Genomic DNA, 15,591 nt, shown 5'->3' with positions numbered 1-15,591 from the left:
CTAGGGTTGCCAGAACGGGCTACCGGTGAGCACCTCGGGGTCGTCGGCGGTGATCAGGACCGCCTCTCGCCCGAAGACAGCGCCGACTCCCTCTTCCCATACATAACCGGTGACGGCCAGCACCATCCCGGGCTCGAGGCGTTCGCCGGCCGCGGTCGCGGGCAGATGCTTGGAGACGACGGGCGGGTCGAACCCCATGCCCAGGCCGCGGGCCACCGGCATCGGCGGCTCGGGCTCGCCGGCGGCGTGGTAGGCGGCGAGCAGTTGGCCCGCGCCCGCCCCGGGCCGACAGGCACCGATCAGCTTGCCCCACAGGCTCTCCCAGCGCCGCTGCAGGGCGGCGGCCCCGTTGGGCGCGTGCCTGGTGTCGGCGGGCCAGGTCCGGCCGACCTCACCGACGTAGCCCCCGGCCAGGACGCCGGCGGAGAAGGCCACCAGATCGCCGTCCTGGATACGGCCGTCGTTCCGATTACCGTCGTCGGCCCGCCGCCATGGATGCTTGCGTGAAGTCACCCATGCGACATCCTGATTCGACGGGGTGCTGACCCCGCCGGCCGCGGATGCCTCCAGCAGGACGCCGGCCAGCGCCTGCTCGGTCACCCCCGGCCGCAACTCGGATACCGCGGCTGCCAGGGCCGACTCGGCCACCGCGACGGATTCCCGGATGGCCGCTATCTCCTCGTCCGTCTTGATGCGGCGTGCCGCCCGCATGGCCAGCTCGCCGTCGACAAGCTGGGCGTTGGGAAACGCGGTCGGCAGCAACTGGGCGAAAACTGGTGAGAGGGCGTCGGTTCCGACGCGCCGCGCGCTCGCCGCGCCGTCGATGCGCTGCAGCGCCGACATGGTGTTCATCGGATTCCACGAGATGCCGTAGAGGTTTTCGTGAGGGATGTCTTCCGGAACGCCCTCGTCCCAGGTGCTCAGGAGGTGGACGGCGCCGGTTTCGCGCACCAGCACGCAGGTCGGGCCGAAGGGCCGGGTGCCGGCGACCCACAGTTGCGGCGCCCCGGTGACATACCGGACATTGGCTTGCCGGCCGAGGACCAGGACGTCGAGATCGTGTGCGGCCATCTGGGCCAGCGCCCGGCGGCGGCGGCCCAGGCGCAGCGTGCGCTCGTCAGGCAGGACTTCAGTTGCCATAAGGGTCATAGGGGTAGTCGGTCAAACGGATCCAACCTTCCTCGGTGATCACCAGGACCTCTTCGCTGCGATAGCCGCCGGTGCCGTCCTCCCAGACGACGGGCTCCAGCACCAGCACCATCCCGGATTGCAAAACGAAATTCTCGTCGAACTCCTGGCCGAGATCGGTTCCTATCATGGGCATTTCGGCGGCATTGACGCCGATTCCGTGGCCCAGGTAGAAGTGCGGCAGCCACGGCTTGGTGCCACCGTTGGCCTTGATGGCGGCGCGCCCCAGATCCGCCGCGGCGGCACCGGCCTTGGCGACACCCAGAACCGCGCTCATGATCTCGAACCACTTGTCGAACTGCGCCTGTTGACGGGGTGACGGATCGCGGCCGACGATCCAGGTGCGCCCGAAGTCCGAACAGTAGCCCTGATAGGTGATGCTGACGTCGGTCCACAGCACGTCGCCCTCGGCCAGCTCGCGTTCCGTGGTGAGCAGCGGCAGCGCCAAGTCGCCGTGTGTGGTCCACACACCCTCGGCCTTGCTGGGCGGCATCACCTGCCAGATCGGCTCAAGCATGCTGGCCGTGGCGCCCAGCTCGAAGGCGCGGCGCAAAAAGCTTGCCGACAAATCGATTTGACGGATCCCCGGGGCCAAACTCTTCTGCACTTCGACCATCGCCTCGTCGGTGATCTGGATCGCGGTACGCATGCACGACAATTCGTCCGGAGTCTTCACCGACTTGGCGGCGCTGACGATGGCCGCGGCGTCGACGGGTGCTCCGCCCGGGAACAGAACCTTGGCGGCACGCGACATGGCGCCGGTGAACTCGTCGACCGCGATTACCGCAGTGGCCGGGATGAGATCGGCCAACTGATGCGCGAAATGCTCGACGCCCTCGTCGAATTCGAGATATACGGGCCCGTGCAGGTGATCGGCGGGCAGGTCCGACTCCTGTGCGGCCCCCTCGCGGAACGGCAGGAACACGTGTGGCCAGTCGTCGTCGGCGAGCACCACGGCCACCGGCCGCTCGACGTAGGACAACCCGGCGTCGCCGAGCGGCCAGCTGGCCCCGGTGGCGTAGACCACCGCGTTGTTGCCCAGCAGGATCATCGCGTCGACACCGCGCTCCGCCATCGCCGAGCGCAGCCGGGCCCCCGTCGCACGGCGCAGGCGGGCCAGGTCGGCGGTTTCCGGGATCACCAGTCCGTTGCCGGTGTCGGTGTTCAGTTGCGCGAATGTCGTCACTACAGACCCAGGAACTTCGTGACGTTGTCGCTGACGATCTTCACCGCGTTCTCCGGACCCACCGCATCCACAACGGATTTCAGTGATTTCTCGGAATAGCCGTAGGTGCTCTCGTTGTGCGGGTAGTCGCTGGACCACATCACCTTGTCCACCCCGATCTGATCGATCAGCTGCAAGCCCAGCGGGTCGACCATGAACGAGGCGCTCATGTGGGTGTCCCAGTAGTAACGCGGTTCGTGCTCGAGAGTCCGGTTGAACATGTGCTGGTACGAGCCCATCAGGTGGTCGGCGTCTTGCAGCGCCCACGGCACCCAGGAGATGCCGCCCTCGAACCAGCCGATGCGCAGCCCGGGATGATCATCCAGAATTCCGGTGAAGAGGTACTTGGCGAATTGCTCACGGAATCCGTCGATGTTGATCATCATCCCTACCACCACGCTGTTGAACTGGCACGGCGTTTTCGGTGGGGTCTCCCCGATGTGGTGGGTCACCGGAAGACCGGCGGCCTCGATCTCGTCCCAGACCGGCTTCATCGCGGTGCTGCCGTAGTCGATGATGTTGCCGTCGTCGTCCTTGCCCGGGTTGAGCGGCAGCAGGAACGTCTTGAGCCCCAACGACTTCAGCTCTTCAAGCGTCGTCCTAGTGCCCTGCGGGTCCCACCAGTTGATCAGTCCGGCGCCGTAGAAGTGGCCGTTCGAGCGCTCCTGCAGCTCGGCGATGTATTCGTTGTAGATGCGGAAGGCGAGCTCACGAAGCTGCTTGTCCGGGTAGTGAAACAGCGCCAGCACCGCGTTGGGAAACGCCAATTCCTTCTCGACGCCGTCGTCGTGCAGCTCCTGGATGCGCGCTTCGATGTTGGTGCTCGCGGCGCCGGGCAGGTCGTCGTATTGCATCAGCACGGCGCTGAAGTCGCCCGGCAGGAACGACTGCCCCTTGCGGCCCACCTGGTAGGCGCCGTCCTCGTACCAGATCCGCGGCGCCTTATCCTTCAGGCCGTCCGGGAAGCGTTGGTAGAAAATGTCGTCCGCGAGCGAGATGTGGTTGTCCGCGGAGAAGACGACGGTCCCCTGCGGAAGGCCGACGTCGCTGCCCGCGGCGTGACCACGGCGGTCCTTCGGAGCGCCATAACCGCCGGGCGGGTAAAGCGTACTTGTCTGAGTCGTCATCGTTGACCCTCCATTCGGATCCGAATATTTGATGAGTAGCGGGCTGGCTACCAGGTCACCGGCAGTTCGTAGACGCCGTAGGCGAGTCGGTCGTCCTTGAACGGAACCTCCTCGATCGGAATGGCAAGTCGCAGTGTGGGAATGCGCCGCACCAGCGTGTGGAACACGATCTGCAGCTCGGCGCGGGCCAGCTGCTGCCCGACGCATTGATGCCGGCCATAGCCGAATGCGACGTTGCGATCTGCGCCGGAGCGATGCAGGTAGAGCCGGTCCGGCTCCGCGAACGCGTCCGGATCCCAATTGGCCGGGGCGAGATCGATGATGATGCCCTCACCGGCGCGGATGGTTTCGCCGGCGATGTGGATGTCTTCGAGCGCGACGCGGCGCTGGCCGTTTTGAATGATGCTCAGGTAGCGCAGCAGTTCCTCGACCGCGCTGGCGATGACCTTCGGATCTTCAGCGTCGCGGATAACGGCCAACTGGTCGGGGTTTTCCAGCAGGGCGAGCACGCCGAGACCGATCATGTTGGAGGTGGTCTCGTGCCCGGCGATCAGCAGGCCGGTGCCCAACTGGGCGGCCTCCTTGACGCTGAGTTCGCCGGCCTTGACCCGCTCGGCGAGGTCGGACACGGCGTCCTCGGCCGGGTTCTCCATCTTGGCCTCGACCAGCTGGGCGAGGTATTTGTTCAGGCTCATGGCGCCTTTGACGGTGTCTTCACCGGTGGCGTAGCGCGCGAGGCCGACGTTGGCGTGATGCTGGAACATGTCGGCGTCTTCGTAGGGGACGCCCAGCAGCTGGCTGATCACCAGCGAGGGCACCGGGAGCGCCAATGCGGTGACGATGTCGGCGGGCTGCGGCCCGGCGAGTATCGCATCGATGTGCTCGTCGGTGATGCGCTGGATGGACGGGCGCAGACCTTCGACACGCTTGAAGGTGAACGGCTTGGACAGCATCCGCCGGAATCGGGTGTGCTCCTCGCCGTCGGCGGTGAAGACCGATCGCGGCCGCTTGTGCACCGTGGACAGCATGCCTTCGTTCCAGTGCGGGAAGCCGGGCTGCCGGTCGTCGACGCTGACCCGCGAATCCGAAAACAGCTCGCGCACTTGCTCGTAGCCGGTGATGAGCCACGGTGTGCTGCCGTCCCAGATCCGGACCCGGGACAGCGGTCGGGCTTCGGCCAGCGCCATGACATCCGGCGGTGGCGCGAAGGGGCAGCGCGGCTCCCTGGCCATCGGGTAGTCCGGAATTTCGGACGCGTGCTCCGCCGCGGTGCTCGTCAGGGTGTCGGACATCGTTTTCATTCCTCGATGTGGATGGCAAGCGCGGGGCAGGCCGCCGCCGCCCGGCGCGCGCCCTCGGCCTGCTCGGGCGTGGGATTGGGATTGAGCAGCAGCACGACGCCGTCGTCGTCGCGCTGGTCGAACACTTCGGGCGCGTTCATCACGCAGTTCCCTGATGAAGCGCAAAGGTCTTGGTCGACAGTCACTTTCATTCGCACGCCCTTCACTCGTACGCCGTCACGGGCGCCAGCCACAGGCCCACGATCGCGTCGATGAGTCCGGACGCCGCGGCACGCCATGAACGATGGGACGTCACCGCTCCTGCGGCGAGCGCGCGTTCACGATCGGCGCAGGTGTGCATCAACAAGTTTCGGGCCATGATGTTGCGTTCGAAGTGCACCTCGGCCGGCAGTTCGGGCAGGCAGCGGTTGATGCCCTCGACGACCTGGACCAGCGACGGGGAGCTGAGCGCGCCCTTGACGATGATGTTGTAGTAGGCGGGGTCGGTCATCGCCTGGGCGGCAAAGCGCGCATACCAGGTCGGATTTCCGAGCTCCTCCAGGTGATCGGTGAGCGGGCGCACCAAACAGGCCACCCAGTTGCGCATGTCGGTCGAACCGCCCGTGTCTAGCAGCTCGGTCACCATCTGTTCGCGCAGTTGCTCGACGGGCCCGCGGTGCTTGTGCTCGATGGCCCGCACCAGGTCGGCCTTGGTGCCGAAGTGATAGCCGACGGCGGCGTTGTTGCCCTGGCCGGCGGCCTCGCTGACCTGCCGGTTGGACACGGCGAACATGCCGTGCTCGGCGTACAGGCGCTCGGCCGCCACGAGAATCGCCTCTTGGGTGGAACTGGCCCGATCGGTGCGAACGGTCCGGCCGGCGGTGGTCATTGGATCAGTCAACCCCGTACGGCACTTTAAGTCAAGCGATTGATTTAAATTTTTGGACCGTCCATCATCGCGCTCGGGGCCTTCCGGCGGTGTCAGCTGTGTCGCTTGGACCGGATCGGCTTGCCCGCCACGGTCCCACCGTCGACCGGAAGCACCGTCCCGGTGACATAGCGCGAGCGGTCGGTGGCGAAATACAGCGCCGCCTCGGCCACGTCGTCGGGCGTGCCCTCGCGCTTCAGCGGCCGGTCCTCCCGCATCGTCTCGCGAATTCGCGCCTCGAACTGCCGCAGCTGTTCGGGGTCCATGCCGGCACCCGACTTGCCCAGGATCGGCGTGGGTATGTTGCCGGGTGCGATGGCGTTGACCCGAATCTCGTGAATTGCCAACTCGATTGCCGCGGCCTTGGTGAACTGAATGACGGCCGCCTTGGACGCGCGGTAGATCATCACACCGCCGCCGGCCTGGATGCCGCCGATCGAGGTGATGTTGATGATGGATCCGCCCTCGTGTTCGGCCATGTGCCGCGCGGCATCTCGAGTACCCGCCATCACGCCGAGCACGTTGACCCCCATCACCCGGTGAAAATCGGCGAGGTCGTCGTCGAGCAATTTCCGCAGCGGGCTGGAGATCCCGGCGTTGTTCACCATGACGTGCAGACCGCCGAACTTCTCGACGGCATCGGATACCAGCGCCCCCACCTGTTCGGGATCGGAGACGTCGGTCTTCCGGAAGGCGGCCGCGCCGCCGAGCGATGCGGCCAACGCCTCGCCGCGGTCGGTCTCGACATCGGCGATGACGACTCGCGCGCCCTCGACCACGAACCGCTCCACGAGTCCGCGACCGATGCCCGAAGCGCCGCCGGTGACGATGGCGACCTTGCCGTCCAATTCGTTGACCACACGACGAGTTAATCGGCGCCTGCCGCGTTAAGTCAAGCAATTGATTTAAGACACGGGCCGCGGTCGGTGCTCGACGCCATAGGCAGGTGCGCTCGGTAAAGTCGAACGGCAAATCACTTTCCAGCGGCGGTGTGGGTGAAAGATCAACAGGCACAACCTTTGCGTGGTCGGCGCGCGGAATGTGCTGCCCTCGACCGGCTGGTGTCGGGCGCCCGCTCGGGCAAGAGTCAGGTTCTGGTGCTGCGGGGCGAGGCAGGCATTGGCAAGACGGCGCTGCTGGATTTCGTTTCCGAGCGTGCCCCGGGCTTCCGCGTGGCTAGGGTCTCCGGGGTGGAGTCCGAGATGGAACTCCCGTTTGCCGCTTTACAGCAACTGTGCGTGCCAGTGCTGGATCGCATCGATCAACTGCCGCCTCCGCAGCGCGGTGCACTGGAGATCGCATTCGGCCGGAGCGCCGGACCTGCGCCGGATCGCTTCCTCGTCGGGCTGGCCGTGCTCAGTCTGATCGATGCAGCGACCCAGGCCCAGCCCTTGCTGTGCCTCATCGATGACGCGCAGTGGATCGACCGAATCTCGGCCCAGACGTTGACGTTTGTCGCCCGGCGACTGATCGCCGAGCCCGTGGCGATGGTGTTCGCGGTGCGAGACGCCTCGGCCGCCATCGATGCCGATGATTGGGACGGCTTGCCCGGGTTGGCGGTCCGCGGCCTCAATCCCGCCGACGCCCGCGCATTGCTGGATTCGGTGATCCCGGGCCGACTGGACGACGAGGTGCGCGAGCGCTTCGTGGCGGAGACCCGGGGAAATCCGTTGGCGCTGTTGGAGTTGCCCAGGGGTCTGACCGCCGCGCAGCTGGCCGGCGGCTTCCAGCGCCCGGACGTGCAACCACTGGCGGGACAGATCGAGCAGACATTCGTCCGGCGGATCCGGTCACTGCCGGACGAGACCCAGCAGCTATTGATCATTGCGGCCGCAGAGCCGGTGGGCGATGCGGCGCTATTGTCGCGCGCCACAGAGCATTTAGGGCTTCCACTTGACGCGGCGGCCAGAGCGGAAGCGGCCGGATTGATCGACGTGGGCACCAGGGTGCGATTCCGTCATCCTCTGGTGAGGTCAGCGGCGTACCGCACGGCGGATCTGATGAATCGCCGACGCGTACATCGGGCGCTAGCTGAGGTGACCGACCCACGAAGCGATCCGGACCGGCGCGCGTGGCATTTGGCCATTGCGGCTCCGGGTCCGGACGAATCCATCGCCGCCGCACTCGAGAGCTCCGCCGACCGCGCCCAGGCCCGAGGCGGAGTGGCCGCGGCTGCCGCGTTCCTGGAACGGGCCACCCAACTGACCTCGGATTCGGCCCGCAGAGGGGCACGGGCACTCGCGGCCGCCCAGGCCAAGCGTGACGTGGCGGCCTTCGACGCCGCGGACGAGCTGCTCGCCATCGCCGAGGCCGCGCCACTGGACAAGCTGAAGCAGGCCCGCGTCACCCGACTGCGCGCGCAGATCGTTTTCTCCCGCAGCCGTAGCGGTGATGCCGATGCACCGATGGTCTCCGATGCGGCCGTACGCCTGCTCGACGCCGCACGCCGGCTGGAAACACTGGACGACGCGCAATCCCGCGAAACGTACCTAGACGCCGTGGGGGCGGCGATGTTCGGCGGCCGGCTGTGCCCGCATGGCGGTATTGCGTCGACCGCCGAGGCGGCCCGCGCGGCACCGCCCGGGCCGCAGCCGGCACGGCCAGTCGATCTCCTTCTTGATGGCGTCGCGCTGCGGGCGACGGCTGGACTCGTCCCGAGTCTGGCAGCGATGCGCGAAGCGCTGCGCCTCATCGAAGCTGCCGCCGAGCGCGCCGATGACGTCATGCATTGGTTCTGGCGAGCCTTTCCCATCGTCCAGGAATCTGCCGCCCACGAACTCTGGGACGACGACGTATGGCATCGGCTGGCCACCCACGCGGTACGCCTGGCGCGTGCGGCGGGCGCACTCGCCGTGTTACCGAACGCCCTGGTCTATCGCGCCGGTGTACACGTCCAGGCCGGCGAATTCGCAACGGCATCCCAACTTGTCGAGGAGGCCGACGCCATCTCGGCTGCTACGGGTTATGCCCCGGTCAAATATCACTCGGTGCTGCTGGCCGCTTGGCGGGGCAATGAGAACGTCGCGACCAATCTGATCGACCGAGCGGCAACAGACGGGATCGCCAGGGGCGAAGGCCGAATAGTGGCGTTGACCGGGTATTCCAGCGCTGTCCTCTACAACGGTCTGAGCCGCTACGACGATGCCTTCGCCGCCGCGCGCCAGGCATGCGAACACGAGGATTTAGGTCTGTTCGGCCAGTGCCTCGTGGAACTCATCGAAGCTGCCGCGAGAAGCGGCGCCAAAGACGCCGCCCATGACGCGCTGCGTCAACTCGAAGCCCGGGCGCTGGGGGCCCAAACAGATTGGGCAGCCGGAGTTTACGCGCGATCACGGGCGCTGCTGACTACCGACCGTGAAGCGGAGGTCTTCTACCGGGACGCAATCGAGCGGCTTGCGCGAACCCGCATCGTGGTTCAGCTAGCGCGGGCACACCTGTCCTATGGGGAATGGCTCCGCCGCTGCAACCGCCGGATCGACGCGCGCGCCCAGTTGGGTACCGCCCACGAAATGTTCGCCCGGATGGGAGCCGAGGCGTTCGCCGAACGGACCCGTCGCGAGCTGCTGGCCACCGGCGAGAAGGTGAGCAAGCGGTCGGCCAAAGCAGGCGCAGCATCCGGCGGTGAGCTCACGGCACAGGAGGCGCAGATCGCCCGGCTGGCCGGAGAGGGGCTGACGAACCCCGAGATCGCCGCGCAGTTGTTCATCAGCTCGCACACCGTCGAATGGCACCTGCGGAAAGTGTTCGCCAAGCTTGGCCTCACCTCGCGCCGCCAACTGCGAGGTTTGGCCAAGGACTTGGCCCCCTGAGTTCGGCATAACTACGGACTTTCCAGGGTTCCGACTTGCCCTCGCCTGAATCATGCTGAAAGGGCCAGTGCATCGGGAGACTTGAAAGGCATGATCATGAAGATTTTGGTAATCGGTGGCAGCGGGCTGATCGGATCACAGGTCGTCGCCATGCTGACCGACCAGGGACACCAAGCAGTCCCGGCATCACCGAGCACCGGCGTCAACACCGTAACCGGGGAGGGTGTTGCCGATGCCGTCACCGGTGTCGACACGGTGGTGGACGTCTCCAACTCGCCGTCCTGGGCCGACGATGATGTCCTGAACTTCTTCACCACCTCCACCCGCAACCTGCTGACGGCGGAGCGGGCCGCCGGGGTGCGCAATCACGTCGCCTTATCGATCGTGGGCGCCGACCGGGCCGCCGAAAGCGGCTACATGCGGGCCAAGATAGCCCAGGAAAAGGTGATCACGGAATCGGGATCTCCGTACTCAATCGTGCGGGCGACTCAGTTCTTCGAATTCGTTGACGGCATTGCGGATTCATTGGCCGACGGTGACACGGTCCGCGCGCCGCACGGGGCGTTTCAGCCCATTGCTTCGGCGGATGTCGCGACGGCCGTTACCCGTGCGGCGACCGCCGATCCAATCAACGGGGTGATCAACATCGCCGGCCCCGAAAAGCAAGGCATGGACGACTTCATCCGGGCAAGGTTTGCGGTAACGGGTGATGCGCGCCAGGTGGTTACCGATACCGGTGCCCGCTACTACGGTGCGGTGCTCGACGAACGCAGCATCGTTCCCATCGATGGTGAAGATGTGGTCGTCTACCCCACCACCTTCAGCGCCTGGATGGCTTCCCAGACACCCAGCGGCGCCAAGTAAGAGGTTTTTACAGGTGAGTCCGATGGAGCTGATGGACCACACCGCCGTCATCACCGGCGGGACGGCGGGCATCGGAATGGAATCCGCGCGACTGCTCGCAAGCGAGGGCGCCACCGTGATTGTCACGGGTCGCAATCCGGTCAGAGGTGCGCAAGCGGTGGCGCTGATTGGCCCGAACGCGCGGTTTATCCAGACCGACATGGCCGATCTCGAGTCGGTGAATTCGCTTGTGCAACAGTGCGGTGAGGTCGACATCATCGTCAACAACGCCGGCACTTTTCCGTCGGCGTTGACGGTCGAACAGAATGCGGCGTCTTTCGAGACGTTGTTCGACACCAACGTTCGCGGTGCGTACTTCCTAGTAGCCGGCCTGATCCCGGGGATGCTGAAGCGCGGCCGTGGCAGCATCGTCAACATCACCACCATGGCCGCATTCAAGGGAATTCCCGGCGCCTCGGGCTACAGCGCTTCCAAAGCCGCGCTGGAATCGCTCACCCGCACCTGGGCCGCCGAATTCGGAGCGGCCGGGGTGCGGGTGAACAGCGTCGCGCCCGGGCCCACCCGCACGCCCGGCGTGGCCGCGGAATGGGGGGAAGTCAACGAGGACCTGGGGCGGGCGCTGCCGTTGGGCCGCACCGCCTTCCCGTCCGAGATCGCCGAGGCGGTGCTCTTCCTGAGTTCTCCGCGGTCCAGCTTTGTCACCGGTTCGACCCTGCATGTCGATGGGGGCGGTGTGGCTGTGTGAGGTCCTTTCGGCCCAGAAGCGTTCGCGCGGGGTCACTCTCACATGGGGGCAAGCCGCCGCAGCGTTGTTCGAGCATGCCCGCGCACCCGCCCGATAAGCGAAAGGTCTAGCGCTGGCTGTTGCGCTCCGCCTAGCATCCAAGCACGAGAACGTTGGGGCGAACCAAAGACGAGGAGCACCAATTGCCCGTGCAACCGACCAGCGGCGCGCCCTTCGACAGAACTCGGCTCACCAGGCGCGGTTTCATGGCCGCCGGCATCGCCGGCGGGTTGGCGCTGACGGCGTGCAGTCAAACCAAGCCCGAGCCGTCGGGCAGTGCCCGGATGTCGGCGGCCATCGCCGAAACCGAGGCAGCCCGACCGCATAGCGGCCGCACCGTCACCGCCAAGCTGACGGCCCAACAGGTCCAGGTCGACCTGGGTGGACCGATCGTCCGCACGCTGGCCTTCGGCAACGGCATCCCCGGCCCGGTGATCCGCGCCAGCATCGGCGACGAGGTCGAGGTGACGGTGTCCAACCGACTCGACCATCCGACATCGGTGCATTGGCACGGCATCGCCCTACGCAACGACATGGACGGCGCCGAGCCGGCGACCCCCAACATCGCGGCCGGCCAGGATTTCACCTACCGGTTCTCGGTGCCGAATTCCGGGACCTACTGGGCACATCCGCATACCGGCCTCGACGAGGACACCGGTCTGTATCTGCCGGTCATCGTCGACGACCCGACCGAGGGCAACTACGACGCCGAGTGGATCGTCGTCCTCGACGATTGGACCGACGGCGCCGGAAAGAGTCCCCAGCAGCTCTACAGCGAACTGAGTAACCCGAACAAGCCTCCGCAGAACGCGCCCGAAACGACGACGCCGACGACCACGACGACCACGACGACGGAGACAAGTTCATCGGCGTCGGAGACGACGTCGACCAGCCCGACAGCCTCGACGAGCGCCGCGCCCCCGCCTCCGGCGGCGGGCGTCGGCACCAGCGACCTCCTTGGCGGCGACGCCGGAGACATCGCCTACCCGTACTATCTGGCCAACGGGCGAATTCCCGCCTCGCCCATGACCTTTAATGCCAAACCAGGCCAGCGCATCCGCATTCGCTTCATCAACACCGCCTCCGACACCACCTTCCGGGCGGCACTGGCCGGTCACGCGATGACGGTGACTCACACCGACGGCTACCCCGTGGTGCCCGCGCAGGTCGACGCCCTGCTGATCGGCATGGCCGAACGCTACGACGTCACCGTGACCGCCGCGGACGGTGTCTTCCCATTAGTCGCGGTCGCCGAAGGCAAGAACGGCCTGGCCCGCGCAGTGCTTTCCACCGGGGCCGGCAGCGCACCCGACCCGCAGTTTCAACCCGCCGAACTCACCAAGCGGGTGGGCACCGTCGAGATGTTCACCGCGACAACGCCGGTCAACCTTGGCCGCCCGGACCCCCGGCTCAACCTGCCCGTGGTCCTGGGCGGCAACATGACGCAATACAACTGGACGATCAACGGGCAGCCCTACGGCAAGACGAATCCGCTGCACGTGCACCAGGGGCAACGGCCGACCATCACGTTCGACAACACCACGATGATGTATCACCCGATCCACCTGCACGGGCACACATTCCAGGTGATCAAGGCGGACGGGAGCCCGGGCGCCCGCAAAGACACCATCATGGTGCTGCCCAAGCAGAAGCTCGCCGCCGTGCTCGTCGCCGACAATCCCGGCACCTGGGTGATGCACTGCCACAACACCTATCACCAAGTGGCGGGAATGATGACCCGCCTGGACTACGTCTTCTGACGTTCAGACCGCGCCCAGGAAACCCAGCAGCATCTGGTTTACCACCGAGGCCTGCTCGATCTGGGGGCAGTGTCCGGCCTCCTCGACCACCACCGAGCGGGCGCCGTCGACCTGCTTGGCGATCTCGGCGGCCCAACCGGCCGGAAGGAGTTTGTCGCCTCCCCCTTCGACGACCAATGTGGGCACGCCGATGCGTTCGTAGGCGCGAGCGCTCGATGGCGTCGCCGACGGCGTGGCTCCCGGGCGGCGAAACCTGGCCGCGGCGATGGCTTCCCACGCCCCGGGCGCGGTGCTCGACTCGTAACGACGCCGTACGTAGTCGTCGTCATCGGGATAGCCGGGGTCGAAGAACAACGCCTCCACGATGCGGCGCATCGCCGGCAGCGTGGCGTCATAGTTCTGCAGCGCCTCGAAATGCCGGTTCTGCTGGATTTCTCCGCCGCCGCAGATGATCACCAAGCTGCGAACCGGCAGCAGCGGGGTCTCCGACGTGGCATCGGTGAGCAGATTGATGGCGCCCATCGAATTGCCGACGAAGTGCGCCGAGTCGACCCCGAGCAACTCGCAAAACCGTGCCACATGCCGGATCCGCATGCCGCGGCCGTCGACGAAATCGATGACCTTCGCGGATTGCCCGAATCCCAACTGGTCGGGCGCCAAGACCCGATACCGTGCCGACAGCGCGGCGAAGTTGCGTTCCCACCCCAGTTCGGCGCCGGCGCCGAACTCACCACCGTGCAGCAGTACCACCGGGTCGCCGTCGCCGGCTTCCAGATAGCTGGTGGTCAGCCCATCGACCGACAGCGTTTGGCGCTGCATCACTTGATCGCGATCGGGTTCACCGGCGAGCCCACTGCCCCAACGAATCTCAGGGGCGGTGCGATGAGTTGAAACTCGTACACACCGTCGGCGGCGCAGTCGGCGGCCAGTGCCGTGAAGTCCCAATACTCGCCGAGCATCAGGCCCATGTCGCGCAGCGTCAACAGGTGGAACGGCAAGAACACGCCGTCAACCCCGGACACCGGGTCTTCGACCTGGAGATTGTCGGACGCGACCGCGGCGATCTCGTGATCGTGCAGCCACTGGGCGCACTGCCAGTCCAGGCCGGAATACGGTTCGGTCTTGTTGCCCGTCTGCAGGAACCTCGTCCACCAGCCGGTGCGAATGAGCAGGATGTCACCGCGCCCGATCGTCACGCCCTGGGAGCGGACGACATCGTCCAATTCGGCTGGAGTGATGGGTTTTCCATGCTCCAGGAAGACCTCAGCGCCGCGATGGCGCACCACATCCAGCAGGACACCGCGCGAGGTGATGCCTTTGCCGTCAACCTTCTCGATGCCGAGGTGGCGGGCCCCGAGGCTGGTCACCGACCCCGCCGGAATCCCGTTGTAGAGCTTGTCGTCGTAGTAGACGTGCGACAACGCGTCCCACTGGGTGGCCGCCTGCAGCGGCATGATGATCATGTCGTCGTTGAACCTGAACAGGTTGTCGACGAAGTACGGACCCATCTGCGCCGCCGTGGGGTTGCGATCCCAATTCGGGCCGTAGTGAGCGAGCGTGCTGGCGTCACCACCATCCACCGTCATCACGTGAATGGGATTGTGCCGAAAACCGAAGGCGCCCTGCGGCCCCGACGACCCGAAGTCCACCCCGAGCGGAAAAACCTTGCCGTGGCGGACCAAACCCGCTGCCTGGGCGATCTTTTCGGAGGTGATGAAGTTCAGCGTGCCGAGCTCGTCGTCATCGCCCCAGCGGCCCCAGTTACTGACATCGCGAGCGGCCCGGCGAAAGTCGGTCACACTGGCCACGGAGCACGTCCTTCCTCGAGTTCGCCAGCGATCGCGGCGCCCACGTTTCCGCCGTCAACCCACAACACCTGGCCCGAAATATAGCTGGCGGCATCGCTATTCAGGAAGAGCAGAACCGAGGCCTGCTCGGCGGGCTCGGAAACGCGACCCAGCGGCTTGGGGATGTCGTCGAGAAAGCCCTGCCCGTAGGCGGTGCGCAGCTGGTCCAGGATCGGCGTCTCGGTCACGCCGGGACCCGTGCAGTTGATGCGGATTCCCCGCGCGCCCAGTGGCGTGGCGCTGCGCATGGTGTACAGGATGATCGCTTCCTTGGACAACTGATAGCCGGTACCCAGCACGTCGGGATGCTCACGGCACCAGTCGATGCCCGCCTGCATCGTCGCCGTATGCAGCAGCGGCGCCACCTCCCGCAGGTGCTCCCGATAGGCGGCCGCCGCGAGCGATGACACGCTCACGATGGACGACCCCGCGGACATCTTCGGTATCAGCGCCTCGGTGAGATGGCGCATCCCCAGGAAGTTGACGGTCACCACCAGCAGCGGGTCGCCGATCCCGGACGACACGCCGGCGACGTTGAACAACGCGTCGACCGGACCGGTCACGTCGGCTACCGCCGACTCGATCGATGTCCGATCAGCCAGGTCGACCTCGTGGAACCCGTCGATCGCGAAGTCCGGCCGTCGCTTGTCCAGGCCGATGACTTCGGCCCCGAGCTCGCTGAGCTGCCGCACCACGTGTTCGCCGATGCCGGAGGCACATCCGGTGACCACCGCACGGCGACCGTCGTAGCGCCACAGCTCGTCGATTGCTCCCAAGGC

General features: G+C 66.2%; 14 protein-coding genes. 4 read left to right on the top strand and 10 right to left on the bottom strand.

Annotation, left to right across the window (positions count from 1 at the left end; translation table 11 throughout):
* From A5624_RS10620 to A5624_RS10590, 7 genes are all read right to left on the bottom strand, one after another.
* Complete coding sequence (locus tag A5624_RS10620) at positions 1 to 1,140, bottom strand: Xaa-Pro peptidase family protein (protein WP_066865736.1); 1,140 nt, start codon at positions 1,138 to 1,140, stop codon at positions 1 to 3.
* A complete protein-coding gene (locus tag A5624_RS10615; RefSeq protein WP_066865733.1) occupies positions 1,130 to 2,374 on the bottom strand; it encodes a Xaa-Pro peptidase family protein in 1,245 nt (414 codons plus the stop codon). Before A5624_RS10615 ends, A5624_RS10620 begins: the two co-directional genes overlap by 11 nt.
* Complete coding sequence (locus A5624_RS10610) at positions 2,374 to 3,540, bottom strand: amidohydrolase family protein (RefSeq protein WP_066865730.1); 1,167 nt, start codon at positions 3,538 to 3,540, stop codon at positions 2,374 to 2,376. Before A5624_RS10610 ends, A5624_RS10615 begins: the two co-directional genes overlap by 1 nt.
* A gap of 47 nt (positions 3,541 to 3,587) precedes the next feature.
* Positions 3,588 to 4,832 (bottom strand): cytochrome P450, encoded by a 1,245-nt coding sequence (locus A5624_RS10605; RefSeq protein ID WP_066865877.1) that lies wholly within the window; start codon positions 4,830 to 4,832, stop codon positions 3,588 to 3,590.
* A gap of 5 nt (positions 4,833 to 4,837) precedes the next feature.
* On the bottom strand, positions 4,838 to 5,032 hold the full coding sequence (locus A5624_RS10600) for a ferredoxin (RefSeq protein WP_066865873.1): 195 nt from the start codon (positions 5,030 to 5,032) through the stop codon (positions 4,838 to 4,840).
* 11 nt (positions 5,033 to 5,043) lie between these two features.
* Complete coding sequence (locus A5624_RS10595) at positions 5,044 to 5,709, bottom strand: TetR family transcriptional regulator (RefSeq protein WP_066865727.1); 666 nt, start codon at positions 5,707 to 5,709, stop codon at positions 5,044 to 5,046.
* A gap of 92 nt (positions 5,710 to 5,801) precedes the next feature.
* Complete coding sequence (locus A5624_RS10590; protein WP_066865724.1) at positions 5,802 to 6,608, bottom strand: SDR family NAD(P)-dependent oxidoreductase; 807 nt, start codon at positions 6,606 to 6,608, stop codon at positions 5,802 to 5,804.
* A 135-nt stretch (positions 6,609 to 6,743) separates the two neighbouring features.
* Here A5624_RS10590 and A5624_RS10585 point away from each other — a divergent pair, with 135 nt between their 5' ends.
* The 4 genes from A5624_RS10585 (at position 6,744) to A5624_RS10570 (ending at position 12,965) form a co-directional block, all read left to right on the top strand.
* Entirely contained in the window at positions 6,744 to 9,557 is a 2,814-nt protein-coding gene (locus A5624_RS10585; RefSeq protein WP_369827469.1) for an AAA family ATPase, read from the top strand.
* A gap of 96 nt (positions 9,558 to 9,653) precedes the next feature.
* The gene (locus A5624_RS10580) at positions 9,654 to 10,421 is read left to right on the top strand and encodes an SDR family oxidoreductase (protein WP_066865870.1); all 768 of its coding nucleotides are present in this window, start codon (positions 9,654 to 9,656) and stop codon (positions 10,419 to 10,421) included.
* A gap of 22 nt (positions 10,422 to 10,443) precedes the next feature.
* Complete coding sequence (locus A5624_RS10575; RefSeq protein ID WP_066865718.1) at positions 10,444 to 11,166, top strand: SDR family NAD(P)-dependent oxidoreductase; 723 nt, start codon at positions 10,444 to 10,446, stop codon at positions 11,164 to 11,166.
* Between the two features lie 182 nt (positions 11,167 to 11,348).
* Positions 11,349 to 12,965: a multicopper oxidase family protein gene (locus A5624_RS10570; protein WP_066865867.1), complete on the top strand. Its 1,617-nt coding sequence runs from the start codon at positions 11,349 to 11,351 to the stop codon at positions 12,963 to 12,965.
* Positions 12,966 to 12,968: 3 nt separating this feature from the next.
* On the opposite strand, the gene A5624_RS10565 is transcribed toward A5624_RS10570, so the two are convergent.
* The 3 genes from A5624_RS10565 to A5624_RS10555 are packed head-to-tail and all read right to left on the bottom strand — an operon-like array spanning position 12,969 to position 15,588.
* The gene (locus A5624_RS10565) at positions 12,969 to 13,784 is read right to left on the bottom strand and encodes an alpha/beta fold hydrolase (protein WP_066865716.1); all 816 of its coding nucleotides are present in this window, start codon (positions 13,782 to 13,784) and stop codon (positions 12,969 to 12,971) included.
* Complete coding sequence (locus A5624_RS10560; protein WP_066865712.1) at positions 13,784 to 14,773, bottom strand: cyclase family protein; 990 nt, start codon at positions 14,771 to 14,773, stop codon at positions 13,784 to 13,786. The genes A5624_RS10565 and A5624_RS10560 overlap by 1 nt, the downstream gene beginning before the upstream one ends.
* On the bottom strand, positions 14,761 to 15,588 hold the full coding sequence (locus tag A5624_RS10555; protein WP_066865709.1) for a coniferyl-alcohol dehydrogenase: 828 nt from the start codon (positions 15,586 to 15,588) through the stop codon (positions 14,761 to 14,763). The genes A5624_RS10560 and A5624_RS10555 overlap by 13 nt, the downstream gene beginning before the upstream one ends.
* Positions 15,589 to 15,591: the final 3 nt, after the last annotated feature.

It is taken from the genome of Mycobacterium sp. 1482292.6 (assembly GCF_001672995.1).
GTDB classification, from domain to species: Bacteria; Actinomycetota; Actinomycetes; order Mycobacteriales; family Mycobacteriaceae; genus Mycobacterium; species Mycobacterium europaeum_A.
Note: the sequence above shows the minus strand (reverse complement) of the source record. Positions and strands in the feature narration are given on the sequence as shown.

Bases quoted from the DNA above. Each gene is read 5' to 3' on its own strand.
- A5624_RS10575 (WP_066865718.1), top strand. From the start codon at position 10,444: ATGGAGCTGATGGACCACACCGCCGTCATCACCGGCGGGACGGCGGGC.
- A5624_RS10610 (WP_066865730.1), bottom strand. From the start codon at position 3,540: ATGACGACTCAGACAAGTACGCTTTACCCGCCCGGCGGTTATGGCGCT.
- A5624_RS10600 (WP_066865873.1), bottom strand. From the start codon at position 5,032: ATGAAAGTGACTGTCGACCAAGACCTTTGCGCTTCATCAGGGAACTGC.
- A5624_RS10595 (WP_066865727.1), bottom strand. From the start codon at position 5,709: ATGACCACCGCCGGCCGGACCGTTCGCACCGATCGGGCCAGTTCCACC.
- A5624_RS10565 (WP_066865716.1), bottom strand. From the start codon at position 13,784: ATGCAGCGCCAAACGCTGTCGGTCGATGGGCTGACCACCAGCTATCTG.
- A5624_RS10580 (WP_066865870.1), top strand. From the start codon at position 9,654: ATGAAGATTTTGGTAATCGGTGGCAGCGGGCTGATCGGATCACAGGTC.
- A5624_RS10620 (WP_066865736.1), bottom strand. From the start codon at position 1,140: ATGGCAACTGAAGTCCTGCCTGACGAGCGCACGCTGCGCCTGGGCCGC.
- A5624_RS10605 (WP_066865877.1), bottom strand. From the start codon at position 4,832: ATGTCCGACACCCTGACGAGCACCGCGGCGGAGCACGCGTCCGAAATT.